This is a genomic window from Campylobacter sp. (assembly GCF_052170435.1).
Lineage (GTDB): Bacteria > Campylobacterota > Campylobacteria > Campylobacterales > Campylobacteraceae > Campylobacter_A.
This window is the reverse complement of the sequence record NZ_JBQNAN010000001.1, coordinates 1-24,783: the sequence shown is the minus strand read 5'-3', so window position 1 is coordinate 24,783 and position 24,783 is coordinate 1. Positions and strand designations below refer to the sequence as shown.

Annotated in this window: 28 protein-coding genes; 1 reads left to right on the top strand and 27 read right to left on the bottom strand. The window is 47.5% G+C overall.

Features of this window, described 5'->3' with window-relative positions; translation table 11 throughout:
• Position 1: 1 nt before the first annotated feature.
• The 10 genes from ACTTJF_RS00140 to ACTTJF_RS00095 form a co-directional block, all read right to left on the bottom strand.
• Positions 2–1,495 carry a subtype B tannase gene (locus ACTTJF_RS00140; RefSeq protein WP_442550217.1) on the bottom strand — a complete coding sequence of 498 codons (1,494 nt, stop codon included), beginning with the start codon at positions 1,493–1,495 and terminating at the stop codon, positions 2–4.
• A gap of 52 nt (positions 1,496–1,547) precedes the next feature.
• Entirely contained in the window at positions 1,548–2,567 is a 1,020-nt protein-coding gene (locus ACTTJF_RS00135; protein ID WP_442550216.1) for an ABC transporter substrate-binding protein, read from the bottom strand.
• 176 nt (positions 2,568–2,743) lie between these two features.
• Positions 2,744–5,002, bottom strand: coding sequence for a molybdopterin oxidoreductase family protein (locus ACTTJF_RS00130; protein WP_442550215.1), 2,259 nt, complete (start codon positions 5,000–5,002; stop codon positions 2,744–2,746).
• Between the two features lie 383 nt (positions 5,003–5,385).
• Positions 5,386–5,544, bottom strand: a complete 159-nt coding sequence (locus ACTTJF_RS00125) for a hypothetical protein (RefSeq protein ID WP_442550214.1) — start codon at positions 5,542–5,544, stop codon at positions 5,386–5,388.
• Positions 5,545–5,603: 59 nt separating this feature from the next.
• Positions 5,604–6,020, bottom strand: a complete 417-nt coding sequence (locus ACTTJF_RS00120) for an acyl-CoA thioesterase (protein ID WP_314300771.1) — start codon at positions 6,018–6,020, stop codon at positions 5,604–5,606.
• Positions 6,021–6,239: 219 nt separating this feature from the next.
• Positions 6,240–8,069 carry an invasion protein CiaB gene (gene ciaB / locus ACTTJF_RS00115; protein WP_442550213.1) on the bottom strand — a complete coding sequence of 610 codons (1,830 nt, stop codon included), beginning with the start codon at positions 8,067–8,069 and terminating at the stop codon, positions 6,240–6,242.
• 217 nt (positions 8,070–8,286) lie between these two features.
• Positions 8,287–8,460: a YgaP family membrane protein gene (locus ACTTJF_RS00110; protein WP_298085586.1), complete on the bottom strand. Its 174-nt coding sequence runs from the start codon at positions 8,458–8,460 to the stop codon at positions 8,287–8,289.
• Positions 8,454–8,666, bottom strand: coding sequence for a YgaP family membrane protein (locus ACTTJF_RS00105; RefSeq protein WP_002949192.1), 213 nt, complete (start codon positions 8,664–8,666; stop codon positions 8,454–8,456). The genes ACTTJF_RS00110 and ACTTJF_RS00105 overlap by 7 nt, the downstream gene beginning before the upstream one ends.
• Positions 8,667–8,676: 10 nt before the next feature.
• Positions 8,677–10,023 (bottom strand): NAD(P)/FAD-dependent oxidoreductase, encoded by a 1,347-nt coding sequence (locus ACTTJF_RS00100; protein WP_442550212.1) that lies wholly within the window; start codon positions 10,021–10,023, stop codon positions 8,677–8,679.
• A 65-nt stretch (positions 10,024–10,088) separates the two neighbouring features.
• Positions 10,089–10,724: a Crp/Fnr family transcriptional regulator gene (locus tag ACTTJF_RS00095; protein ID WP_442550211.1), complete on the bottom strand. Its 636-nt coding sequence runs from the start codon at positions 10,722–10,724 to the stop codon at positions 10,089–10,091.
• A gap of 167 nt (positions 10,725–10,891) precedes the next feature.
• Here ACTTJF_RS00095 and ACTTJF_RS00090 point away from each other — a divergent pair, with 167 nt between their 5' ends.
• Positions 10,892–11,848 carry an SLAC1 anion channel family protein gene (locus tag ACTTJF_RS00090; protein ID WP_442550210.1) on the top strand — a complete coding sequence of 319 codons (957 nt, stop codon included), beginning with the start codon at positions 10,892–10,894 and terminating at the stop codon, positions 11,846–11,848.
• Between the two features lie 98 nt (positions 11,849–11,946).
• Here the strand turns inward: ACTTJF_RS00090 and ACTTJF_RS00085 are convergent, their stop codons facing one another.
• The 17 genes from ACTTJF_RS00085 to ACTTJF_RS00005 all read right to left on the bottom strand — a co-directional run.
• The gene (locus tag ACTTJF_RS00085) at positions 11,947–12,252 is read right to left on the bottom strand and encodes a DUF5339 family protein (RefSeq protein ID WP_442550209.1); all 306 of its coding nucleotides are present in this window, start codon (positions 12,250–12,252) and stop codon (positions 11,947–11,949) included.
• A 49-nt stretch (positions 12,253–12,301) separates the two neighbouring features.
• The gene (locus ACTTJF_RS00080) at positions 12,302–12,925 is read right to left on the bottom strand and encodes a hypothetical protein (protein ID WP_442550208.1); all 624 of its coding nucleotides are present in this window, start codon (positions 12,923–12,925) and stop codon (positions 12,302–12,304) included.
• A gap of 364 nt (positions 12,926–13,289) precedes the next feature.
• Positions 13,290–15,731, bottom strand: a complete 2,442-nt coding sequence (locus ACTTJF_RS00075) for a molybdopterin-dependent oxidoreductase (protein WP_442550207.1) — start codon at positions 15,729–15,731, stop codon at positions 13,290–13,292.
• Positions 15,673–15,849, bottom strand: a complete 177-nt coding sequence (locus tag ACTTJF_RS00070) for a hypothetical protein (protein ID WP_442550206.1) — start codon at positions 15,847–15,849, stop codon at positions 15,673–15,675. Before ACTTJF_RS00070 ends, ACTTJF_RS00075 begins: the two co-directional genes overlap by 59 nt.
• Before the next feature lie 208 nt (positions 15,850–16,057).
• Positions 16,058–16,633: a hypothetical protein gene (locus ACTTJF_RS00065; protein ID WP_442550205.1), complete on the bottom strand. Its 576-nt coding sequence runs from the start codon at positions 16,631–16,633 to the stop codon at positions 16,058–16,060.
• Between the two features lie 207 nt (positions 16,634–16,840).
• Positions 16,841–17,356 (bottom strand): S-ribosylhomocysteine lyase, encoded by a 516-nt coding sequence (gene luxS / locus ACTTJF_RS00060; RefSeq protein ID WP_122870952.1) that lies wholly within the window; start codon positions 17,354–17,356, stop codon positions 16,841–16,843.
• A 251-nt stretch (positions 17,357–17,607) separates the two neighbouring features.
• Positions 17,608–18,099 (bottom strand): flavodoxin FldA, encoded by a 492-nt coding sequence (fldA, locus tag ACTTJF_RS00055; protein ID WP_009492535.1) that lies wholly within the window; start codon positions 18,097–18,099, stop codon positions 17,608–17,610.
• Between the two features lie 11 nt (positions 18,100–18,110).
• Entirely contained in the window at positions 18,111–18,827 is a 717-nt protein-coding gene (locus tag ACTTJF_RS00050) for a hypothetical protein (protein WP_442550204.1), read from the bottom strand.
• 3 nt (positions 18,828–18,830) lie between these two features.
• A complete protein-coding gene (locus tag ACTTJF_RS00045; protein ID WP_002949171.1) occupies positions 18,831–19,151 on the bottom strand; it encodes a DUF2325 domain-containing protein in 321 nt (106 codons plus the stop codon).
• Between the two features lie 261 nt (positions 19,152–19,412).
• The gene (locus tag ACTTJF_RS00040) at positions 19,413–19,754 is read right to left on the bottom strand and encodes a hypothetical protein (RefSeq protein WP_442550203.1); all 342 of its coding nucleotides are present in this window, start codon (positions 19,752–19,754) and stop codon (positions 19,413–19,415) included.
• Positions 19,755–19,813: 59 nt separating this feature from the next.
• Entirely contained in the window at positions 19,814–20,959 is a 1,146-nt protein-coding gene (locus ACTTJF_RS00035) for a toxin-antitoxin system YwqK family antitoxin (protein ID WP_442550202.1), read from the bottom strand.
• A gap of 113 nt (positions 20,960–21,072) precedes the next feature.
• Positions 21,073–21,315, bottom strand: a complete 243-nt coding sequence (locus ACTTJF_RS00030; RefSeq protein WP_442550201.1) for a hypothetical protein — start codon at positions 21,313–21,315, stop codon at positions 21,073–21,075.
• 1 nt (position 21,316) lies between these two features.
• Positions 21,317–21,511: a hypothetical protein gene (locus ACTTJF_RS00025; protein WP_442550200.1), complete on the bottom strand. Its 195-nt coding sequence runs from the start codon at positions 21,509–21,511 to the stop codon at positions 21,317–21,319.
• A gap of 48 nt (positions 21,512–21,559) precedes the next feature.
• Positions 21,560–22,312 (bottom strand): DUF4198 domain-containing protein, encoded by a 753-nt coding sequence (locus tag ACTTJF_RS00020; protein WP_442550199.1) that lies wholly within the window; start codon positions 22,310–22,312, stop codon positions 21,560–21,562.
• Between the two features lie 352 nt (positions 22,313–22,664).
• On the bottom strand, positions 22,665–23,165 hold the full coding sequence (locus ACTTJF_RS00015; RefSeq protein ID WP_442550198.1) for a DNA-deoxyinosine glycosylase: 501 nt from the start codon (positions 23,163–23,165) through the stop codon (positions 22,665–22,667).
• Positions 23,166–23,237: 72 nt separating this feature from the next.
• Entirely contained in the window at positions 23,238–23,843 is a 606-nt protein-coding gene (locus ACTTJF_RS00010) for a LemA family protein (RefSeq protein WP_442550197.1), read from the bottom strand.
• 218 nt (positions 23,844–24,061) lie between these two features.
• The coding region (locus tag ACTTJF_RS00005; RefSeq protein ID WP_442550196.1) for a thiamine pyrophosphate-dependent enzyme at positions 24,062–24,783 on the bottom strand (722 nt) is incomplete at its 5' end.

Here is a 24,783-nt window from a genome sequence, read left to right as displayed (position 1 = left end):
GCTATTTTACGACTCGGTCCATCCATCTAAAAAGCTCGTCTAGATCATAGTCGCCGCCGTGACCTTGCCCCCAAGGCACCGCAAAATCAACCATTTTGCCCGCATTTTGTAGCCCCAGCACCAAGATAAGCGGTATCGCTAGAGCCGTGTCGGAGTCGGCCGCGCCGTGCCTGATACGGTAAAATTTGGCCGCGCTTTTATTGCCTAGATAGCTCATCGCGTTTACCATTTTTATGATTTTAGCATCCGCGCTCTCGCCCGTGCCGCGTTTTGCGCCAAATTCGGTAAAGTGCTTCGCCGCCGCGTCCGCATCGCCGAAAAAGTCGTTTTCGGGATTTTGTAGCTCTAACCCGTCAAATGCGGGCGTAGCTTTAGTGCGAGGCATGGATAGAACAAAGTCTTCAAATTTAAAATCATATCCAAGCGTACAGCCCTGCGTTTCAAGCGTGAAAAACTCGGGCTTTAGCAGGCTTTTCTCGCGACTTTTTGCAGCCGCGAAAGAGTCTGCTAGCGTCTTTTTGACGTACTCTTTAAAGCTTCCCTCGCCGCTAGGCTCAAGCGTGAGCGCGCGGCCTTTGGCGTCTTTTAAATTTAGCGAATTTACGTAGGCGGGGAAGGCTGATTTTAGCGCGGCGGAGAGCTCTTTTTGCTCTGAGGTTAGCTCGCCTGAGACGGTTTTTGGTTTACCGCTTCGGTCGTTAAATCCCGCCGCACTCAGCGCGCTAAAGTCCATTTTCTCGTATTTCGTCTGCGCGCTAAACATCCACTCGTAGGCTGCGTCAGCGTTTTCTAGGTTCGTAATCGGGCAATAGACTGAGGCGGCGTAGATCTCGTCGCTAGCCTTTGCGGCTCCGAGTGCGGCCAGATACGGCTCAAACTCGCTTGCGTTTGCCGAGACACCAAGCAGCGCCGACATCGCTCCGCCCGCGCTCGTGCCGTTTGATACGATTTTGTTCGCGTCGCCAGCCATCGCTGCGTCGTTAAATTTGAGATACCGCACGGCGGCCTTTAGATCGACGATGGCGGCGGGCGCTTTGCCGCTAAATTTGCCGTTTGCGTCCTTTGAGCTCCTGCCTCTAGCTCCTGGCGCAGCGACCACGTAACCGCGCTCAAGCGCCGCCAGAACGGCGTTTGGTTTACCGTTTTTATCAAGCGCCGGCGTAAAAGGCTTGCCCGGCATATATCCGCCGATGGAGTTTGGCAAAAAGATCGGAGCGCTTGCCGCGTCAAATTTGCCCGCCGCGTTTTTATCGTTTTTGTCTTTGCCACCCTCAAAATACTGCGCCGGGACGTAAAAATTTAACCTCTGATACTCGCTATCCACGGGATTTGCTACATAAACTATCCCCTCGTAGGCTCTAAATTTGACCTCTTTTTCGCCAGATTTTATAGAGCGAGTTTCAAATTTATCCGGGTCAAATTTTAGATCCGCCGCCTGCGCGCTAAGTGCCGCACAAAGGCATGCCGCGCCAAATGCAAGCGTCCCTTTTTTCATCTTTGCTTCCTTTTGATTTTGCCGGGCTTCCGGCAAAATCGCTCAAATTTGATTATTTGCTGCCGTCCGGATTTAGTCCTTTTAGGATGTAGTCAAATTCCGCGTCGCTTAGCTCGTAGTTCATAAATTTCTTATAAAACGCCTTAGTTTGGGCTTTTACGTCGACGTCTTTAAAGAGCTCAGGCTGGATGATAGTAGCCGCCCATAAAATTTGCAAAGCCGACTCCGCGCCGTATCTATCCCAGCTAAACACGCCTTTTGGGTTGCCGTAGACTTTTTTGTTTTTGACCGCTTTTAGCCCTGCAAATACGGGATCGGCGTAAATTTTCTCAACCGCTTTTTGATTGTCCGCGCCGCCGACGATGATGATATCAGGGTCTGCCGCCACGATCTCTTCGGCCGTGATTTCTATCATGCTGCCCTCTTTTTGCACCGCGTTTTTACCGCCTGCGTATCTCACCCACGTGTCGATGATCGTTTTGGTGCCGTCGATTTTTAGCAGGTTTGCGCCGCCGACGATGTGTAGTACTTTCGGGCGCGCGGCGTCGTCTAGTTTGCTCGTGCGCTCGGTAACTAGCGCGATGTTGGCGTCTAGATTTTCGTTTAGTTCTTTTGCCTTGCTAGTCGCATCGCCGCCGATGATCTGGGCCGTTAGCAGCACGCTTTTTTTCATATCGTCGTAGTCGCGAAATATCAAATTCGCCGCGCTAAAGCCGTTTTTAGTAAGGTTTTCTTGGAAATTTTTATTTGATACGACGACTACGTCCGGCGCTAGTTTAACTAGCTCCTCGATCTGGATGTCGTTGCCGTTTAGCGCAGCCGGCACCTCAGCGATGCGAGGGTAAATTTTAGCAAACCACTTGTTTTTCTTGATCTGATCGGTCGTAGTTACGATCTTGTCCGCACCGCCTAGCACCAATATCACTTGGTTGTTTGCGTGCCAGAGCGCGGCTATCTTTTGCGTTTGGGCGGGGATTTTGACCTCGTTGCCCGTCATATCGGTGATGGTTTTGACTTCGGCTCCTAGCGCGACGATAGCGCTTAAAAGCAGCGTCGTAAGAATTTTTTTCATCTTTTGCTCCTTGTGAAGTATAAATTTATAATATTGCAAAAATGCATATTAAAATTTGTGGAATATTACAGAAAAGCATATTAAAACAAGATATATTTTTAAAATTTAATCAAGAAGCGAATTTAAAAGCTAAATTTAAAAAGCCCCGCCCGCGGTTTAGCAAGCGGGGCTAAAAATCACTCGTGGTGATAGTCGTCGTAGATGACCTTGTTGGTTTGGAATTTGATGCGTTTTAGCTCGCGAATACGCAAAAACTCCTCCTCCTCGATCCTTTGGATCTGGATGGCGGCCTTAAAGGTCGGGGTCTTACTGATGAAGTCCCAGCCGTTGCTCGTTAGCTCGTTGCAGCAGCTCTCCCAGTAGTGGTAGGTCATCTGTATGACGCCGTCCGGGATGATGTCGGTGACGTCTGCTTTGATAACGATATAGCCGTATCTACTCCACGCTTTGATGAAGTCTCCTTGCTTGATGCCGTAGCGCTGGGCTAGAGCAGGGTTCATCTCCGCGATAGGTCCGATGCTGTCGCCGCCCTCTTCGATAGCTTTTGAGCGTCTAGTCATGACGCCGCCGGCGTACTGATAGACTTTACGCGTAGTTAGCAGCTGTATCGGATACTCGGCATCGGTCGGCTCGTCCACGCTGCCGGCCATCACTTCGTATTCGGGCGGTAAATTTACGCGCTTAGCAAACTCGGCTTTTGCAGGCTCGATGTCCGCGACGCTCTTTACGTGCAAGCAAGGGATAAATTTACCTTTGCCGTCCGGCGTAAAGAATTTTTTATCCAGATATAGGCTCTGTCCGCCCATGTCGTTTTCATCAGGGCACGGCCAGTGCAAGCCATGATACTTCTTGATACGATAGTAGCTCATGCCGCCGTATCTTCTAGGATCGCACTTGCGTACTTCTTCCCAAATTTCTTCAGGCGAGTTAAAGTTAAATCCCTCTGTCGCTCCAAGCCTTCGCGCTATCTCGCAGATGATCCACCAGTCTTGTCTGGCGTCTCCCGGAGGCGTGATGACGTGTTCGTTGTGCTGTACGCGGCGCTCGGCGTTGGCGTAGAGGCCTTCTTTTTCGCTACTTGCCACGCCGGGCAAAACGACGTCTGCTTTACGCGACGTTTCGGTTAAAAATATATCCTGAACCACGTACATATCGACTTTTGAAATCGCTTTTAGGAAGTGGTTGGTGTTTGGATCGGTCATAACCGGGTTTTCGCCCATCGTCCAGAAAAAGTGCACTCTGCCGTCAAGGATAGCGTTTGGTACCTCGGTTTTATGGATACCGATTTTACCGTTTAAGGAGCCTGGCTCTAGATGCCAAACCTGCTCGAACCACTCGCGCTGTTTAGGATCGGTTACCGAGCCTAAATTTGGAAAAATATTCGGCAACACGCCCATATCGCAGCAGCCTTGGACGTTTTCTTGACCGCGTATCGGTAGGTCGCCGCTTCCTAGCTCGCAGATATTTCCGGTTAAAAGGAATAAATTTGATATATCGCAAACTGCGCCCACGCCGTGGTTAAAGTGCGTGACGCCCATGCCGTGCGTGATGACGGCCGGACGGATAGTCGCGTACATGCGAGCCGCTTTTCTCACGTCCTCAGGATTTAGATTGGTGTAGCTAGCGATGGCTTCAGGCGAATAGTCCTTGACCGCTTCGCGTACGTATTCTACACCTTTGGTGCATTCGTTTACGAAGTCCCAGTTAACTAAATTTTCCTCGAAAATAACGTAAATGAGCGAGTTTATAACCGCGATATTGTGCTCGGGCGCTAGCTGCAAATGCACGTCCGCTCGGCTGGCAAATTCCGTTTTTATCGGGTCTACCACGATGAGCTTAGCGCCGCGGTTTAGCGCGCGCTGTATGTGCATAGCCGCGATCGGGTGGCCGTTTTCGGGGTTTGAGCCGATCATCAATATACAATTACTATAAGGTCCGATCTCCGTGAAGCTGTTTGTCGCCGCTCCGTTACCGATTGTTTTGGCAAGACCTGCCACAGTCGGAGCGTGTCAAATTCTAGCGCAGTGATCGACGTTGTTCGTACCGATTACGGCGCGCATTACCTTTTGCGCGACGTAGTTGTCCTCTAACGTACAGCGAGCCGAGTAGTTGCCTACTAGCGCGTCCGGGCCGTATTTTTCCTTTACTTCTTTCATCTTTGAGACGACTAGATCGAGCGCTTCGTCCCAGCTAGCCTCTTCAAAATCTCCGTCCTTGCTAAATACGCCGTCTTTTTTGCGAATTAGCGGTTTTGTGAGTCTATCGGGCGCCCCCACGTAGTCCCAGCCGTAAAAGCCCTTTAAGCACAGATTGCCCTGATTTACGGGGTTATCCTGTACTCCAAGCGCGCTTCTTATCACGTTGTTTTCGACGTGAAGCTCGACCTGACAGCCCGTGCCGCAGTACGGGCATATGACTTTACCGGTCTTTGCCATTTTTTCTCCTTTTCCGATGTGCAAAATTTGCACATTTATTAAATATGAAATATTTGCATATTTGTCCTTAAAAGATAATAAATTCTCTTAATGTCGTAAATCAGTTTTTAAATTTAAGATTTAATTTATATTGTATATCTGTAAACAAAGCCAAAATAGCTGTAAAATCGTATTTTCTAGCGTATCATTTTAGTTACTTATAAAGGCGTATTGAGAGATTTTATTAAGATTAGAATTAGTTATTGTATTAATGTAACTTAAAATTCTACTTCCACGCTTAATCAAATTTGATCCCTCCGTGAGGCTTGAAGCGAGTAAAAACGGTTAAATTTGCAAGATTAATTTGAGTAGTTTCTGATAGCGCGAGCGTTTTGGCGTTAAATTTATTTTGAACTATTTTTGGAGTGCGGTAAATTTAGCGCGGTTTTCGGTCGGTCAAATTTGACTGCCGACCCCGCGAAACTAAATTTAGCTTCGCGAGCAAGCCGCGTAAATTTAGTCAAATTTGACTCGTTTGCCAGCCGTCCGCAAAACAGAGTCAAATTTGACTCGTTAAAGAGCCTAGCGAGCCAGCTTGCTCCAAGCCCTTAAGCCGAGCAGGTCAAAACCCGTGAAACTTTTTTAACTCCGGGTCGATCGGTTTTTTCGCGCCGTCCTTGGTCACACTCACGTAGGTCGCGATCGCGGATGTCACGTGTATGCACTCGCGAAAGCCCGCCGCATTTAGCCGCTGCGCCGTGACTTCGATCTTGGTTTTTATCGAGGTATTGCCCACTTCCGTTATCTTGGCGTAGCAGCTCACGACGTCGCCGACGAAAACGGGCTGTTTAAATATAATCTCTTGCATCGAGATCGTCACGACGCGCTCGGGAGCCACTTCTCGCGCGGCCTGAGCGCCGGCAAGGTCGATCTGGCTTAGTATCCAGCCGCCAAAAATATTGCCCGCAGAGTTCGTGTCTTTTGGCAGGGCGACTTGCTTCATGCGCGGTTCGCCCATGCCTTCTAATGTTTTTTCCATTTTTATCCTTTCTATTTTTTATTTAATTTTGCAAATTTAGCGACAATCCGCCGCGTTTAGCTTATCTTGCGTCAAGCCGGGATTTAAATTTGACTCGCAAAACCCGCATCTTTACGGCTCAAATTTAGCGCCCAAAAGGTGCGGGTCTGGCCCGCCAAAGGCAAATTTATAATCAAACTCGCCGCAAGCAAAGGTTAAATTTGACGCTAAGGACGCGCCCTATCTCTCTCCCGCTTGCCACTTTTCCCATTCGCCGCTCTCGTCAAGCTCGTTTCCGATAGCCTTGTAGCGAGCGTAGTAGTGCTCTACAAAGGCCCTTGCCTGCGCGTGTTTAGGCAAGTAGCTTTTACCCTCTTTCTCGCAAAATCTCGCCAAGAACTCGCCCGCAGGAGCGCGCCTTGCGTAGTGAAGTGCCAATTTTTTGTAGTTTGCGAGGCAAATTTCTTTAAATTTAGCGTAATGCTCGCGGTCAAATTTGACAACCAAAGCGCCGTCCTCAAAGCTAAGCGCGCCCGAGTCAAACAGCAAGCTAAGATGGATAAGCCCCTCGCAGTAGTACGCGCGCACCTCATCGACCTCGCGCCACGCGATAAGTCCGACCGCGCGGGCGATCAGCTCGTGAAATACGCTCATCTCGTAGCTCGCATCGCCGCCGATAAAGAAATTTACTAGCCCACCCGTGGTCGCCTTGTACTCCTCGATAAATTTAAACTCGCCGTCCGCGTTCATCGCCTTTTCCGTGTCGGTGCCGACGAAAAGTATGTGCCCAAACTCGTGGCCGATCGTGGAGATTTCGTAGGTTTTTTTCCAAATTTGCGGCTTTTTAAACAAAATTTCGCGCCCGTAGTCCAAAAACTCGCGCGAAAATATCTCCCCGCTAAGCTTCATAAACGGCCGTGCTTTGGCGCTCTCGTAAACGTGCTCGACGAAGGCGAATATCTTTTTGCCCCGCTCTTTGCTCACGGTCTCGTCGTTTGGCACGACCTGCGCGGAGAAAAGCCCGTTTAGCTCGGCGCCGTAGTAGATCATCGGCACGCTGATGTAGGTTTGCGTTCTAGCGACGTTTTGCGTGACTTGGCGTGCTAGCTGGGCGTCCTTGATACCGCACTGCTCGCAAATTTGCTCGTATGCGCGGATGACGCCCTTTTTAAATTTCGCCTCGTCAAAGTCGCTCGCACCCGCTAGCCTCACATCCCACTCGAGCGCAACGGCGTGCGTGTAGGCGTCCTCGTAGTACTCTAGCGGATGGCCGGGCTGTAGCGACCCTTTTACCTCCATCCACGCGCGCTCGGCATCCTGCCACGCGGGGATCGCGCGGTCATTTTCTCGCTCGCAAAACGCCGCCTTTAGCTTTTCAAAATACCTCACGTAAGCTTTTTGCTCGTCGTTTAAAGCTAGCGTTTTTAGGTTTTTGATTAGCTCATCCAGCGCGTCCGCTACGCGTTTTACTTCGCTTTCAAAGGCCGCTGCATACGGTGCAAAGGCGTATTTTTCGCCGTTTTTTATAACTGCGCCGTAGCTTCGCTCGCCCTTTTGCCCGCCGTCTTTTTGATAAAGGCCGTTTTCGTCGATAAATTTGATCGCCTCGGCCATGCTTGCAAATTTAGCTTCGAATTCTTTATTCGTCGTTTGCAGGATTTGCCTGTCCCACGCGCTTTGCCACGCGTTCATCGCCACTCCCGCGCCGTGTATGCCGCCAAGTAGCGCTAGGTAAAACTCGTCTAAAATTTTCTCCTCTTTTACCCGCGCCAAAAGCTTTTCAAAGCGCGCTTCGTAAAACTCGCGCACGAGTTCAAAAGCTTCGTCTTTTATGCGCCCTATCGCGGTCTCCTCGCGCCCTTGTTTTTTTAGCTCGTTTTCTAGCGGCTCAGTTTTTAGATCGACTATGCGGCGTAAAACCGCGACTTTTTCGCTCTTCTCACCCTTAAAACCGGCGATTTTTAGCATCTTTAGCACGACCTCGCTTGGGTTATCTAGCTGCCTATACATCGCGTTTAGCTCGTCTTTACCGGCCGCTACTAGCTCGTTTAATCTTTTAAAATCGTTCACGTTTATCCTTTTAAAAATTTGGCCTATTTTAGCTTAAATTTGATGCATATCGCGTTAAAAATGAGCGAGCGGGAGTTAAATTTGACGGTGTGTGCGGCTAAATTTGCGCCGTAAAGAAACTGGTTTATAAAGCTCAAATTTGCATTTATCTAAAAACGAGGGACGGGGTCAAATTTGGAGATCAAATTTAAGCCCGCGCGAGTAAATTCGGCTAAATTTAGCGCTTTAGCGAACAGCGGTTTAAAAAGTAACAAGCGGGGCAAAATCCCGTGACCCCTACGATAAAGGGCACGAGTCCGATCAGCCCCCACCAGCTGTTAAACACGGCTCCGGCGATCATTATCGCCAGTCCGATCAGCGCTCTTATTATCCTAGTTTTTTTACTTAGCATTGAGTTTTCCTTTCTTTGTTTTTGCATTTTTTACACGTATTTATACCAAAAAATTTATAAAGAGGACAATAACCGTAAACAGCCGTCAGTAGCGGCACGAGTCCGACCAGCCACAGCCAACACTCGCAGACGAACCCAAATGCGTATATCCAAACCGCAGCGATTACTAGGCGGATAGTTTTATCTAAAATCCCGACGTTTTGCATTTTCTCTCCTTTACGCTAGACCTCTTATCATGCCTTGCATGACCATCGGCTTCATCATATATAGCTTCATCGCCCAGTTTAGATAGCTCTCGCGAGTCGCGCCCATGCACGCTATCGTAGGCTCGGGCTTGCCCGTCCAGTTAAACTCTACCATCACCGCCTTGCCGAATTTCGTTAGTAGCGGGCAGGCGGTGTAGCCGCCGTATCTAGCACTCGGTTCGCGTCCTTTTATGACGTCGGCTAAATTTTGCGCCAGCACGGGATACATCTTGCGTATACTAGCTCCGGTTTTGCCTGCAGGAAATCCACAAACGTCACCGATGGCAAATATATTTTTAAATTTCGAGTGTTGCAGCGTCTCGCGCGTGAGGCTAATCCAGTTACCTGCCACATCGCCCTTTTCTACGCTTAGCCCTGCATCGGCGTAGATTTTAGAAGCCTTCATGCGAGGCACTAGATGTAGGTAGTCAAATTTTACTTCGACTAGCTCTTTAGCGAGTTTATTTTCGCCGTTTTCACGGTACGCCATAGCGTGCTCAAATACTGCTATATTGGCACCTTTATCCACCTCAACCAGCTGATGCGAGGTAAAATACTTCACGTCTCGCTCCTCCAGCATCCCTTCTATCATTTTAGCATAAATCGGAGCGGAAAATATCGTCCGCGCACCCGAGTATATCGAGATATCAAGCTTGTCTCTGTTGCCTAAATTTCGCGCCATATCTTCGGTTAGCAGCGTTACTTTTTTATTTGCGCCCGAGCACTTCATCGGTGTTTTGTTGTCGCTAAAGACTATCTTGCCGCCTTCTTTGCCGACTTTTTTCATTATGCCGGACATAGCAACGGCGCCTGGGATCGTGTAGATAGAAGTCACGTTGTCGCTACCGATATCGTCGGCGCTAAGTCCTTTTACATTCTCAAACTCATACTCCGCTCCGCTAGCTATCACGAGGTAGTCGTAGTTCAAATTTGACCCGTCCTCTAGCTTGACGGAATTTGCCGCCGGATCGATGGATACGGCATTTTGCTTTATCCATTTTACGCCGTCTGGGATCAAATTTGATTTTTCGTAGGTTATGTCTTCGGGCAGATAGTGACCGGCTGCGATGAGCGTAAAGCCGGGCTGATAGTAGAAGTACTCGTCCTTATCAAGGACCGTTAGTTCGGCGTTTGGCATATCTCGTCGTAGTTTCGCCGCTAGGCTGATGCCGCCTAGACCGCCGCCGATTATCAGGATATTTGCGCGGATGTCCGCATTTTCTCCCGCATTTAGCTTGCTAGCCCCTGCGACTCCCGCCGCCGCTAGCCCCGCCGCGCCTAAAATTTTCAAGACGCCTCTTCTGTCGATGCTTTGCATAAAAGCTCCTTTTAGAAGTTATTGTCAAATCATAGCGCATTTTAAAATTTAAATATGTAACAAAGTCACCTTAACGTCACGACTCCGCGTTTTAGCTCGACGAGCCCCTTTTTCTGCATCTCCTTTAGCGCTCTTGATACCGCTTCTCGCGCGCTAGCGATATCGTTTGCGATCTGTTCGTGCGTGATCTTTAGCCCGTCTTTCGCGCCGTTTTGCTCGAGGAAATTTATTATTCTCCGAGCTAGAGGTAAAAACAGCGTCTGATCCATAGCGGTTATCGCCGAACTAAATCGCGTCGCCATGAGCTCTAGCGCGTGATTTGCCACCTGCGGATAGTTTTCGCGTAGCCTCTTAAATATCTCTCTTGGTATCAAAATCATCCGCACGTCGTCTTCGATTTGTAAATTTATCTCCGCTTGTAGCGCTCCTAGCGAACAAAAGCCGCACAGCATGCAGCTGTCGCCGTCTTGCAGATTAAAGACGGTGATCTCTTTAAAATTACTCGTGCTAACCAGCCCGCGCGCACGACCGCTTATGATGATCGCGTAGCCAAGGCAGCCGTCTTTTGGGTATATCCTCTCGCCTTTTTTAAAGCTTTTTAGCGTCGCGCTTTTTAGCACCGCCTCTTCATCCTGCGCACTAAGCGTAAATTTAGAGGTAAACCGCTGCTTTAGCGTATCTTTTAGCTCGTCTCCAGACATATGCGCTCCTTGACTAAATTCGGTTTTGTTTAATTATATTTTCTTTTACGTAAAAGCGCGGTGATAAAATTTAGCTACAAAATATTTTAAGCATTGATTTATTTTGTGACTAACTCACCGAAATTGCGCTAAAATTGGGCTAAAATTTAGAAAAAACAAGGAAAAATATGAAAACGCAGGATGAAAAACCAAGCTGGCTGCAGCACTTTCCGATCATGTTTTACACCGTAGTTATGGGGCTTGGCGGACTGGCTCTCGCATACGAGCGGCTAAATTTGATCTTTGATATCTCAGGCGCAGTTTTTGAGATTTTACGCGGCGCGGCGAGCCTAGCGTACGCGCTCATCTGCGCTTGTTACGCGGCAAAACTAATCAGATACCCGCAGGCTTGCAAGGCAGAGTTTTTCCACCCGGTGCGCGTAAATTTTTTCGCCGCTTTTTCGATCGGCACGCTGCTAGTCGCCTCGCTCTGGCGGGACTTCGCGCCCGTTTACGACGCGCTTTTTTGCGCGGGCACTGCGTTTCAGACCTTTATCACGCTGCACGTCGTGTCCTTTTGGATCAAAAATAACGTCCAGATCGCGCACTCAAACCCCGCGTGGTTTATCCCGATCGTGGGCAATCTCTTCGTCCCGCTAGCAGCGCCCGCCGCGAGCGAGCTTGCGTGGTATTACTTTGCGATCGGGATATTTTTTTGGCCCGTGCTTTTTGCGGTTTTGTTTTACCGCATCATCTTTCACGACCAGATGCCGCAGAAATTTATCCCGACGCTTTTTATCGTGATCGCGCCGCCCGCGATGGCGTTTTTGGACTACGTCAAGCTTACCGGCGGATTTGACGCGACGGCGAAGATCATGCTCTACGTCACGCTATTTTTCGCGCTTCTAATCCTTTTTATGTTTAAAAGCTTTTTGCGGCTTAAATTTTTCCTCTCGTGGTGGGCGTTTACCTTCCCGACGGCTGCGGCTAGCATCGCGTTTTTGCGAGCGTTCGAGTTTAACGGGATTAAGTTTTTCTTGTTTGCGGGAGCGGCGGGTTTTGCTATCTTATGCGTTTTTATAGGTATCGTGGGCTTTTGCACGGTAAAAGCGGCGCGGCGCGGCGAAATTTGCGTGCCTGAGTGACGGTTTTGTAAATTTGGAAGTAAATTTAAAAATCCGCGCTCAAATTTGATATTTAAACGCGAATTTTACGAAGTAAAATAAGCCGAGGCGACTTAAATTTACTTTATCGCTCCCATCATCTTTAGCATATTTTCAAGCTCTTTTACCTCGGCTATACCTTGGTTGCACGTAGATTCTTGCTCATCCTTGCTAAGCTTTTTTATGCTCGCGTAGTCGGCTTCAAACTCTTTTTTCGTTGCGGCGGCGTCAAAGTCCTTTTTGCCCTGAGCCTCGGCTTGTTTTGCCATCGAATCGATGAAATCGTAAGAAACTTTTCTATACTCCTCGCAAACAGCAGGCATATCGGCAGCCGCAAGCTGTCCGGCAAAAGCGCAAAGCGCGACGAAAAGCAGTGATTTTTTCATATTTATCCTTTTTAAAAAATGCGGCGTATGATAGCAAAATTTGGATAAATTAACCATGACGCGCGATAAATTCGCTAAAAGATATCTCGCGGGCGTAAAATTTAACTCCGAGCGAGGCGAGTTTGTCTTGCAGCGGCAACGCCGACTCCTCTATGCCGCTAAATACGCAAAGCGGCAAATTTTGCGTCCTATCTTTAGTCGCCGCAAAGCTCCCGTCTTCAAAAATTTTCTTTAAAAACACGAGCGTTTTTACCTTGTCTGCGCCCAAGTCCTCGATGAAAACGCTGAAATATTTATATCCCGGCTCCTCGCGCGCTTCATCTTTCCACGCGTAGTCGTCCGCCAGCTCGCGGTAAAATTCGTTGTTTAAATCAGCAAGCGGCGCGATCGCCTCAAGCGAGCAAGGCGCCTCAAGCGCGGCAAGAGCGGTTAAAATTTCTTCAAATTTAACTATGTCGTCCGCGACCCTAATCGGCTCCCACGAGCCGGCGCCGTGATAGGCGAAATACACTGGCGAAGCGTCCCCAAGAGCAAAATCCACAAAAAACGGATCGTCCATGCCGTTACGCGCGATGACCCGCCAGCTCTTGCGCCACTGCCCGGGCGCGTCGTCTGCTAGCTCCCCGCCCGTTTTGCGGCTAACGAGCCTATAATCCCTCCCAAAAACTCTCAAACTCGCCCTTCTCGGGGTAGAAAAAAGGCAATAAAATGCACTCCGAAACGATACGTTTGCGGATAAAATTTCGGATCAAATTCGGGATTTGTAAGGCGCTACCTTTGGGTTAAATTTGAGCGAATTTTAGCAGAGTTTTTAATCCGCGCAAAATTTATGTTTAAATTTGACGGATACGAAAGAAGTAAATTTACGCTCAAATTTGATAAACTGCAAATTTGAGCGTAAAAAGACAAGCGGAAGTATCGCGAGATGATTTTGAGAGTTGTGCAGAAATTTTAAGTCAAGGCTAGACAAATAGTCTGCCGCAGACTTAAAATTTCAAATCTCTCTCAAAAGCACTCGCGAGACAACGCGTTAAATTCTACAAAGATTGTAAGATTTTAGGTTTACTAAACGCTTGTATAGGTTTAATCTCCCCCTTAAATTTCTCAATCTGCGCTAGCACGGTGTGAGCCGAGTTGCTTTGCGCGAGACTTGACGTACCTTTGTCAAATGTTAGCACGTTTACGCAGCCGTGCTGGCAGAGGCTCTTTTCGCCCCATTTTTCAGGGTCGTACCACGCGCCCTCGCAGATAGCTACGACGCGCTCAGGCACGATGTCGGTGACTAGCACGCCCGCTAATATCTCGCCGCGGTCGTTAAATACGCGCGCAACGTCGCCCGTGGCTAGGCCGCGCTCTTTGGCGTCTTTTGGATTTATTAGCACCGGCTCTCTGCCGCTAACTTCGGCGAAATTTCTAATTATAGAGTTGTTTAGCTGACTGTGCAGGCGGTAGCGAGAGTGAGGGCTAACGACATGCAGCGGGTACTTTTTGCTAGCGTTGCCTAGCCACTCTTTAGGCTCTATCCACGTAGGCATCGGCGGGCAGTCGGCGTAGTTCATCTTCGCTATCGTCGGCGAGTAGATCTCTATCTTACCCGACGGAGTGCCTAGACGGTTTTTGGCGGGATTTTCGCGGAAGGCCGCTAGGCGCGTGTATAGCTCGGTTTCCGCGTTGTCTTTTTCAAATCTCACGTAGCCTTTTTCGTAAAATTCCTCAAAGCTAGGCATGCTCAAATTTAGCCCCTTAGCCTGCTCGGCCGCGTCGGCGTAAAATTCCTTCATCCAGCCTAGCTCGTCCTTGCCCTCGCTAAATACCTCGCCTCTGCCCCAGCGTTTGCAAATTTGCTCGCAGATCCAAAAGTCGCTCTTGCTCTCGCCCATCGGCTCTATCGCCGGCCTATAAGCCACGATGTATTCGCCCGTAGCGCCCGTTTGGTTAATGTCGTTTCTCTCAACCTCGATAGCTACCGGCAGCACGATGTCGCTAAATTTTGCGGTGCTAGTCCAGTACGGCTCGGCGGTGATAACGGTGTCAAATTTACGCCACTGTTTTACGATGTTGTTTACGTCCTGATGGCGCGTAAACATCGAGCCTGAGGCCATGTATGCGACTCTCATATGCGGTAGCTTGATCTTAGTGCCGTCGTAGTCGATCTCTTTACCCGGATGCTCTAGCGCCTCGATGCTGCGAGAGGACGGGATAGTGATGTTTTTAGTCGTTTTCCACGGCGCGCCGTCTACGTTTTCGTATTTCTCGTCGATACGCGTGCTTAGGCCTTTTAGCACCGGAGCAATCTTGTCCGTAGCGCCCGCAGAGCCGTATCCTAGGCTAAACTCAAACCCAAGTCCCTCTTTACCCACGTGTCCTAGCATCGCGTTTAGCACCACTAGCGCCCAAAAAGGCTGCTCGCCGTGGTCGGCTCTTTGTAGCGCGCGGCCGATCAGCATGGTCGTAGGCTCTTTGGCTAGACGCGTAGCAAACTGCGCTATCGTGCCCGCAGGTACGCCGCAAATTTTGCTCGCCCATTCGATGTCTTTTACGACTTTATCTTGCGTGCCTAGGAAGTAGTCTTTAAATTTATTAAATCCGACCGTGTATTTTTTGATAAATTCCTCATCGTAGAGGTTGTTCGTAAACAAATAATGACACATTCCGATGATAAGCGCGGTGTCGGTATTTGGGCGTACGATGACGTTTTCGCTGCCGTAGTAGCGCGCGGTATCGTTTACCATGACGTTTACGCTATAGGTTTTGATGCCGGCTTTTTTGAGCTCCTGCATGCCTACGTAGCCGTCGTGAGTCGGAGGCACTGATGAGATTTGGTTGGTTACGATAGGATCGGTGCCCCAAAATACTACGTTTTTAGCGTTTTTGACGACGGCTTTCCACTTCGTCGGCGCGTCGTAAACCGCGCTGCCGCCTAGTACGTGAGGCATGATGACTAGACCCGCTCCGGTCGAGTAGTCGCCGCTTTCTTCCACGTAGCCGCCTAGTACTTTTAGCATCCTGTGCGCGACCGTACGACCCCAGCTGACCTTGCCGCTGCCGCCCCACCAGTAGCACTCGCCATAAATTGCCTCGGCGCCGTATTTGTCGAAGTTTTCTTTTAGAGCTTTGGCCGCTAGATCAAGCGCCGTATCCCAGCTAACGCGCACGAACTCGTCTTTGCCGCGCAGTTCACTCTTTGCCGCGCCTTTTGCTTTTAGGTAGCTTTTGCGCACCATCGGATAGAGTACGCGGTTTTCGTTCTGCACGGAATCGGGCAAGCTATAGTTCATCGTATTTGGAAATTTATCGCCCTCAAATTCGCTTACCGAAACGATCTGCGATGAGTTCAAATTTGCCCAAAACGGACCGAATCTGTTTGCGCCGAATACCTTTTTGTTATCAAAAATCGTCTGTTTGACGCCCTCTATCCTACTAGCCTGCGCAGCCGTAGCCGCCAAGGCCGAAAATTTGATGAAATCTCGTCTTTTCATCGGTTTCTCCCTTATTTACTTTTTGCAGGAGCAAAGCCCTGCCGTGAGCGGGAGCGCAAGCACTCCCTATACTCGCCCAAAGCACGCCTATGTTTGTGACATCTGCATGGTTAGGCAACTTTTTCCCTTATTTGCTTTTTAAAATCGTATTTTGATACTCGCCCATATATTATTAACGTGGTTGTACGGCGAGCAAGATGTAGGCAAATTTAAGCTATTGGCGTTAAATTTGCCGCCGTAAAACATAAAACCCAAATTTAAAGAACAAACGCCGCTAAATTTTACGTTTTAAGCGACGAGCAAATTTAGCTAGGCGCGCCAAAGCCCTATTCTACCGCTTTTGCGTTATGCTGTAGGTATTTAACGATCAAATTTAGCTCCGTCTCCTCTAGCGAGACGTAGTTCGTATCGATCATCGACTGTAAATTTGCCGGCCACTGAGCCGCCGTAAAGCTGTTTGGCTCGTGCAAGCGGTGGCACGCCGAGCAGGTCTCCTCGTACTTTTGCTGAGCCTGTTTGTATAGCGCGTTTGCGTCGCTACCTAGCGCGTCTGCGGCGACTTCGTACGTGCCCTCGACCTCATACCAAAGCTCGCCGTAGTCGTCCTCGACCTCTTTTATTTTCTTAAAATTCGCCTCGCTTTGGGCATCAAAAACCGTGAAAATCTCGGCATTTTTGACGCTTCGCTGTATCTGAGCCAGGTAGTTTGCCGAAACGGCGCCTTTTACCTTGATTTTAGCCTTTGCGCCGTCTTTGGAGACAACCTCGACCGGCGTTAAAACCTCGATCTTGCCGACCTTTTTACCGCCTAGCGATATATCGGTCGTCTTTGTCAAAACCTCGGCGTTTAAGCCTATCGCCGCCGCACAGGCCGCGATCAAAACGAATTTAAAACTTTTCATCGCACTTCCTTAAGAAAAATTATTAATGTAATTTTATAAATTTACGGCTTAAAATTACATCGCTATATTTTATTACGAAGCGGGTTTTGTATATTAAAAGAGTAAAATTTGAGGTAAGAGTGCAGCAAACCAGGCCGAATTTGAGATTTGCCCAAATTTGCCGCGAAAGTAAAAGCCGCGCAAACGGCGGCTAAATTTAACGAGCGATTAGTGCTTTTTAAGCCCCATCGCAGCGACGTCTAGCGCGATCTCTTCGTTATCTATCGTGACTAATCCGCGCTCTAAAATTTTGCTTGCGATCGCGTGCGCCTCGTCAAGCGAATGCATCTTGTACGTGCCGCACTGATACTTATTTAGCTCGGGGATATCTTCTTGGTTTTTGACGCCTAGGATATCCTTCATCGACGCCGTCCACGCGGCCTTGACCGCCTCCTCGCTCGGCACGCCGATCACGCTCATATAAAAGCCCGTCCTGCAGCCCATCGGCGAGATATCGATGATTTCAACACCCTTGCCGTTTAAATGATCTCGCATAAAGCCCGCAAACAGATGCTCTAGCGTGTGGATGCCTTTTTCGGGCAAGATTTCCTCGTTTGGCTTGCAAAAACGCAAATCAAACACGCTTATATCGTCGCCTTTTGGCGTTTTCATCGTCTTTGCCAGACGTACGCCGGGCGCGTTCATCCTCACGTGATCGACGCAAAAACTATCTAGTAGAGGCATATTTTCTCCTTATTTTTAACATAAATTCGGCGTGATTTTAGCTAAATTTGCTAAATTTTAGCTCAAATTTGAGTTGATTAAAAGCCCGCATTTGCTCGGCTAGCTATGAAGCGGTCTTGATAAAATTTGCGCAGCCGTTATGCGCCTAAATCGCCTTAATGCTGTGTAGCGCGGTAAAGTCAAATTTGATATAAAAAAGAGTTAAATTTGAAAGAAAAATCGGGCAAAAGCCCGACTAGAAGTATTAAATTTTAAGCAAAATGAGGTTTGATCTGCTCTATCCAAGCGCTGATTCTAGGCTCGGTTTTTTCGCTTTCGTTATCGGCATCAAGCGGCAGACCGACGAATTTACCGTCTCTTACGGCTTCTGATTCGTCAAATTTATATCCGTCCACGGACACTGCGCCTACGACGTTTGCGCCCGCTTTTACGACCTCATCGTAAAGCTTGCCCATCGCGCCGCAAAAGCTATCCGCATAGCTCTCGGCATCGCCCGTGCCAAATATCGCAACCGTCTTGCCGCTAAGCTTTAATCCGCCGAAATCAAACGCGTCCCAGTCGTCTTGAAGGTCGCCCGTACCCCAGGTAGAAACGCCCAAAATCAGCTTGTCAAAGCCGTTTAGCTTAGCCGCGTCGCAGTTTGCTACGTTTAAAAGCTCGTTTTCTAGCCCCAAATTCTCGGCTAAAAAGCTTGCCGCCTCCTCAGTATTTCCCATACTGCTTCCAAAAATGATACCTATCATTTAAATTTCCTTTAAAAAATATGATGACTTATCGTGTAGGGCACCAGTCGCAGCGATCCGCCGCATCCGCACTCCCGTTTAACCTCGATGTAGCGCGAGAAATTCGCATTTCTCGGAGCTACGATGAACATCCTGTCAAACTCCCCGCCGCTAAGCGCCTCAAAGCCCCTAGCGATCTCGCAGTTAGCCAGATGAAACCGCTCTTTTGTTATCTCCTTAAAGCACGGCATAACGCCAAAAAGCTTGCGCCCGCTCTGCTCTGCAAAGATAATCCCGTCTTGAAAATAAACGTTTTTATCAAAATGTTTGGCGCGTATTTTATCATAAACAAACTGAGAAAACATTATGTCCGCGTCAAAACATATTCCGTTTTGGGATTTTAGCATAAGGATTAGCTTAGCAGCCGGGTGTTTGGGGGATACGGCTAGCGGCGGGACGGCGTCAAATTTGCCCGTTTTATAGGCGCAGATGACGGCGTTTGAGGCGATACAAAAGCTTGAAATTTTACTTCGGCTAGGATTTTTAAACTCGCATAGATCCTCTATGCGCTTTAGAAAAATTTCCTCCAAATTTAAGCCCGAATACGCATAAATAAGAGGAATTTTTAGCTCGCGACCTGCGCAACAGTTGTATAAATTTATAAAAATTCGGGCTTTATTTACCGCGTCAAGCCCTGAAAAAATACTTGGAGTTATTTCTCCAATACCTGATAAAAAGCCGAATTTCATCTATTAGTCTTTTACCTTGCAGCATCCAAATTCCTTATCTAACCCAAAGACTTTGCAATACTCGCTAAACACGCAGCTGACGCTTCTTTTGGCGCAGACGATCGGGATATTGCGCTTTTTGGCTTGGTTTTTTATCGTTTTCATCGTGTTGTGGTTTAAAAAACTAGTTAGCATCACGACGCACTCGGTATCTTGCGGGATCGGTTTGCGATTTACGCGGTTTTCGTTGCGCGCGTCCCAGTGCTCGATCGCTTCTGCGCCGAGGTCTTTTAGGACTGCTTTTATAGGCGTTATCTCGTCGGCTCCGATAACTAAAACTGACATTTTGGACTCCTGTTTATTTGATTGTGATTATTATAAAATAGATTAGCTAAAAAATAGCTTAGTTATGATAGTTGTTATCAGTTAAGTGCAAATTTGTAGCGCATGTCAAATTTTGCGAGGAAATTTTAAATTTGACTTACTCATTTATCTTTTAGGATCAAGAAACGGCGCTCAAATTTGACGAATAGGCGGCAAGAGCAAAAACGCTCAAAGTTCTTGCTCTTAAATTTGATAGAAGATAAATCAAATTTGGGTTCAAATTTACCCGTCCGATTTTGCCGTCTTATCAAGCTCCATCTGCTTTTCGAGCCGCTTAAACTCGTTAGCATAAATTAGCACATTATCGACGCACTCGAGCCAAAACTCCAGCGTTCGCGCATCTTTGCCGAAGTGCTTTTGTAGCAAATCCTCGACGCTCATCACGCCGCACTCGCGCAAAAACGCCTTATACGCGCCGATAAATTTATCGCCCGCGCGCCTAAACTCGCCCAGCAAAAACTGCGAGAGCAGGTAGCCGACGGTGTAGGGGTAGTTGTAGATGTATTGATCGGTTTTGTAAAAATGCAGCTTAAAGTACGGCAAAAGCCCTCGAAGCGTCCGCACCACGCTCAATCAAATAAAATACCACACCAAGTAAGCTCAAATTTAAATTTTAGCCAAACTCACTCCCGCGAAAGTCCGTTTTTATCAGACTTGTCGCTAACTAGCTTGCCGTCTTGATCGTATTTTTTGGCGCGGATGAGCCTGCCACGCTCAAACTCCCCTTCAGCCTCTAGTTTGCCGTTTGCGTAGTAGTGTTTCGCTGTGCCGACCTCCAGCCCGTCCTCAAACATCACTTTGGCCTTTAGCGCGCCGTTTTCGTGATACTCCTCGTATAGTCCGTGATAGCGCCCGTTTTTAAACATCACTTTTGCAGCTAGCGTCCCACTCTCGTAGTAGTCCAGCCCCGCGCCTATTTGGCGGCCGTCTTTGTACTCGTATTCGCCTCGCAGCTTGCCGCTTGGGTAGTATTCGCGCGCGACGCCGTCCTTTTCGCCGTCTTTATAGTTTTCTACCACGCGCGTTTTGCCGTTTTCGTAAAATCGCTTCCAAATGCTGTTTTTGCGGTCATTTTTGTATTCGCCCGTCTCCTCCACGGCGCCGCTTTCGTAGTACCATTTTTCCGCGCCCTCTCGCTTGTCGTTTTTATAGGTTCGCACGCCGCGGATTTTGCCGCTTTTGTAGTAGTCGATGTCCTCGCCGTTTCGTAGCCCGCCGGCGTACGGACTGCGCGCGCTAACCTCTCCGCTAACGTAATAGTCGGTAAATACGCCCTCTCGCTTGTCCGCCTTGAAAACGCCCTCCTGCTTTAACGCGCCACCCTCGTCAAAGTAGTAGCGGCGGTAGAGCCCGTCGCGAACGTCATTTTTGTATTCGCTCTCGCCCATCAGAGCGCCGCTATCTGCGTGATAGTGCTTCGCCGTGCCCTCGCGGACGCCGTTTTTTAGGGGGTATTCGTTTGAGGGCTTGTCTCTACCGTCAAAATAGTCTCGATATCGCACCGCCGTGCCGCCCTGCACGTCTATCTCGCGTATAAGCGTAGGCGGTAGCGGCTTTAGCCTCGGATAGACCATACCCATCGCATTTACGCCGTATAGATCCTCGACGCTGTAGTGCAGCATCTTTAGTGTGCCGTCGTAGAGCTTGCCGTTTACGTAGTAAAGCCCGTTTTTTAGGCTCGCTTCGGGCTTCATTACGATTTTTGGCTCCAGCGCCTGCACCCCGATGGCTAGAAGCGGAAGTAAAAATAGAAATTTTAGGATTTTCATGGTTTTTCCTGCTTTATTTTATTTGGGTAATTTTAAAATTTGAAACTAAATTTAAGATGAAGGCGTGGTTATTTTTATTTTAAACGAGTAAAATTTGAGGGCTCTTGCCAAATTTAACCGTCTCCTAATGTATCAGCTACAACCGTCCACTCCCGTACGAGCCTTTCAAAGCTAAAATTTGCATTCGCTGGGCTAGTCGAGGGTAGTTTGACGGGCGGTTTGCCGGTTGCGTTTAAAATTTGTGTTTTTAGGTGTTTTTCGCAGATTTCGTGTGCCTTGCCGCCGTTGGCGAACACCTGCGCTATGCGCGCGCCGCTAAAGATCGGCTCTAAATTTACAGGCGCGACGGCGGTCATTTTAGTATCGCTTGAGCCCTTTATCTCGCACGATGTCGCCAGCGTATTTGCGGAGTTGCGTAGTAAAAACTAAATTTACCGATAAATTTAACTGCTTGTTTTGAGTATATTGTTTTAGAAGTTCTTTTATCGTAACAACGATTTTATAAAATTTACTGGGAAAATTTAGTTTAAAATGCAAAATAGTAGGGCGCATCTTGCTGCGCCCTTTAATAAATTTAAGATGCGATCTTGCAAATTTGATCTATTTTAGCTCAAACGCAAGAGTTGCTGCGATCGTCTCGTCATCGCAAATTTTCGAGTCGGCAAACGGCATTTTATGCACCACTTGCAGTAGCCACTTTCCAGGTTTAAGAGCTAGCACCTCTATCGTGCCGTCTGGCTCAGTTTCGCCGTGAAATGCACTTTTTTCTTTCAAAAAGCCGTCAAATGTTCCATCAAGCGTAGCGCTTTCTAGCGGTTTGCCTTCAAATAGAATTTTAACTTTAAACGGTACGCCAACTTTGAAATTTGCCGGATTTTCAAGCGGAACTATCTCTAAACGCTGATTGGAAGGCTTTGTTATAGAGTCGTCCTTCGCATTTTTGTTTATGACACCTTTTGCGCTCATGCTCGCTTTTTTGCAGTATTTGGCGTCTTTGATATCCTCTTTGGTTTTGCCCATGTGCCATGTGCTATCGCTAGCTTTTGTCCAAAATGTAGGCTTGTACTCGCCAGCTATAAGGTAAGAACCGTCTTCAAGCTTGCCTCTTTCGTAGTGGTAGTTTTCGCCGCTTTGTTTTAGGCTAAGCTTTTCGCCGTTTTTGGCTATGATGTACGGGGCTTCAAATAGAGCAATCCTGTTATCCGGTATCTTTTCAACAGTTGGAAAATCGTCTGCATAGCCGATCTCAACGCTAGTTACGTCCTTGCTGCTTCCAAATAGCCAAAACTCGTGAGCCAAAGAGTGGCTGCTAAATGCCGCCAAAGCCAAAAGTGCAAATAAATGCTTGTTCATTACCTATCCTTTTAGATTAAAATGTCTATTTTTTTATGTTTCTAATATATGTCGCAAAAATATTTCTAAATTTCTACATAACTAAATTTTGCTGTTGCTTTAACAAATTTAGTAATCAAAACTGATTTTGTTTATTTAAATTTATAAAATAATACAAGTATTAAAAATACTATAACCACTGAAAAATTTAAATCAGTGGTGCAATTATATCAAAATAATAATCAATGTCAATATAAAAATAATTTTTTGTTTTAAAATAACAGCATAGTTAGTTAAATTACTCAAGAAGATAAATTTTGCTAAAAACCAATAAGCATAGAGATCGAAAACGAAGTTATTTTGAGTTTTTGACCTACTTTAAAGCCTCAGCTACCACCGACCACTCGCGCACGAGCCTTTCAAAGCTAAAATTTGCGTTTGCGGAGCTAGTCGAAGGCAGTTTGACGGGCGGTTTGCCGGTTGCGTTTAAAATTTGAGTTTTTAGATATTTTTCGCAAATTTCGTACGCTTTGCCGCCGTTTGCGTAGATTTGCGTGATATTTGCGGTTTTAAAGATCGGTTCTAAATTTGCGGGCTCGACGGCAGTCATTTTGGCGTCGCTCGAGCCCTTTATCTCGCAGGAGATTGCGGCGTCGTAGATGGCGATGCGGTGAGCGAGCAGGAAATTTATCTTTTCATCCGTGCTTGCAGGCGGCGGAGCGTTTAAAATTTGAGCTAGCACCCGCCAGAAACGATTTTGCGGATTTGCGTAGTAAAAGCCAAATTTACAAGAAACGACGGAAGGAAAGGAGCCGAGGATTAAAATTTTAGAGTTTTTATCAAAAATCGGTTTAAAAGGATGGGTTTGGCTCATTTTATGCCTTTGAAATTAATTCATATTCCCCATCATCTAAACCGTTCATATTATTTACATATTTTACAAGAACTAATCTTTTTTATCAGAATTATTTGAAATCTTATCATTAATCATCTTTTTTGCATTCATTGCAATATCGGTGATTTTCTTATTGGAGTCACTTAAAATCTCTTGTATCTTTGCCGAATCGTCCTTTTTAAATATTTTTAAATTTTCGCTAAAATCCTCATCGTTAATATCAAAATAAGCCACTGACTCAAAAGACAACTTTGAAGCTATTAAAACTTGAGGAAAAGCATTTTTATAGGCATTATAACTTTTAACCTCAGCATTATAGTTCTCGCGTCTATTTAAAAGCTCGCCTTCGATTTTTTCCAATTGCGACATTAACATTTGGTATGTTTCATTGGCTTTTAGCTCTGGAAAAGCCTGCGCTAAAGCAGCCACTTTTGCGACTCCGTTTCCAGAAATGCCAAGTTGCACCATTTGCTCGCCGCTTGCGTAATCTTTAGCTATGTCTATAATTTGATTTGAAAGGTCTAGGCGTTTTTTAAGCGTAGCTTGGATATTTGCAAAGCTTTCTCTTATATTTTGCATCATTGACTGCAATTTATTATATATTTTAATAATATAAGCCGCCAAAGCAACCGCAACAACGATTATAGTGATAAACATTTTACTCCTTTTTTAATTGCATTAGAATGCGCGATTATTGCTTGTTGAGACTTAAATTTACTTAAAAATTACCTGTCTAAAAATTTAAGTAAGCGTTTATCTGGAAACCAAATATAACCTTACAAACAATACCGCGCAAATTTAACCGCCAAAGCAAGCGGTCAAATTTAAAGAAAATCTCTCCCGCCCGTCAAATTTGGACGAGAGAAATTTGCGCCCTACTCGGAACTTTGGGAAGCTTCCGCGCTAGTCTCGACCTCGTCGCTAAAGTCAGCCAAGCTTAGGCGTTTTAGCTGGCGGTAGCGTCTTTGCGCGTCGGCCTTGTTTTTAGCTAGCAGCTCGTCCGCGTGCTCAGGGTTGGTTTTCTTAAGCGAGTTGTAACGAACCTCGTTTAGCAAAAACTCCTCGTAAAGCGACCAGTCCGGCTCTTTTGAGGTCATTTTGAGCGGGTTTTTGCCCTCTTTGATTAGGCGCGGATCGTAGACGTAGGTCGGCCAGTAGCCGCATTTGGTCGCTAGCTCGCCTTGACCGCCGGAGTAGGCCATGCCGCCTTTTATACCGTGCGCGATACACGGCGAATACGCGATCACGAGGCTAGGTCCGTCGTAGGCCTCGGCTGCGGCGATGGCTTTTATCGTGTTTGCTTGGCTCGCGTTTGAGTTGATTTGAGCTACGAAGATATTTCCGTAGGTCATCGTGATATAGCCTAGATCTTTTTTCTGCATCGGCTTGCCGGAGGCTGTAAACTGCGCTATGGAGCCCGCGCGGCTTGATTTTGAGCTTTGGCCACCGGTGTTTGAGTAGACCTCGGTATCAAGTACGAGTACGTTTACGTTCTCGCCGCTAGCTAGTACGTGATCAAGCCCGCCAAAGCCGATGTCGTACGCCCAGCCGTCGCCGCCGATGATCCACTGGGATTTTTTGACGAGATATCTTTTTA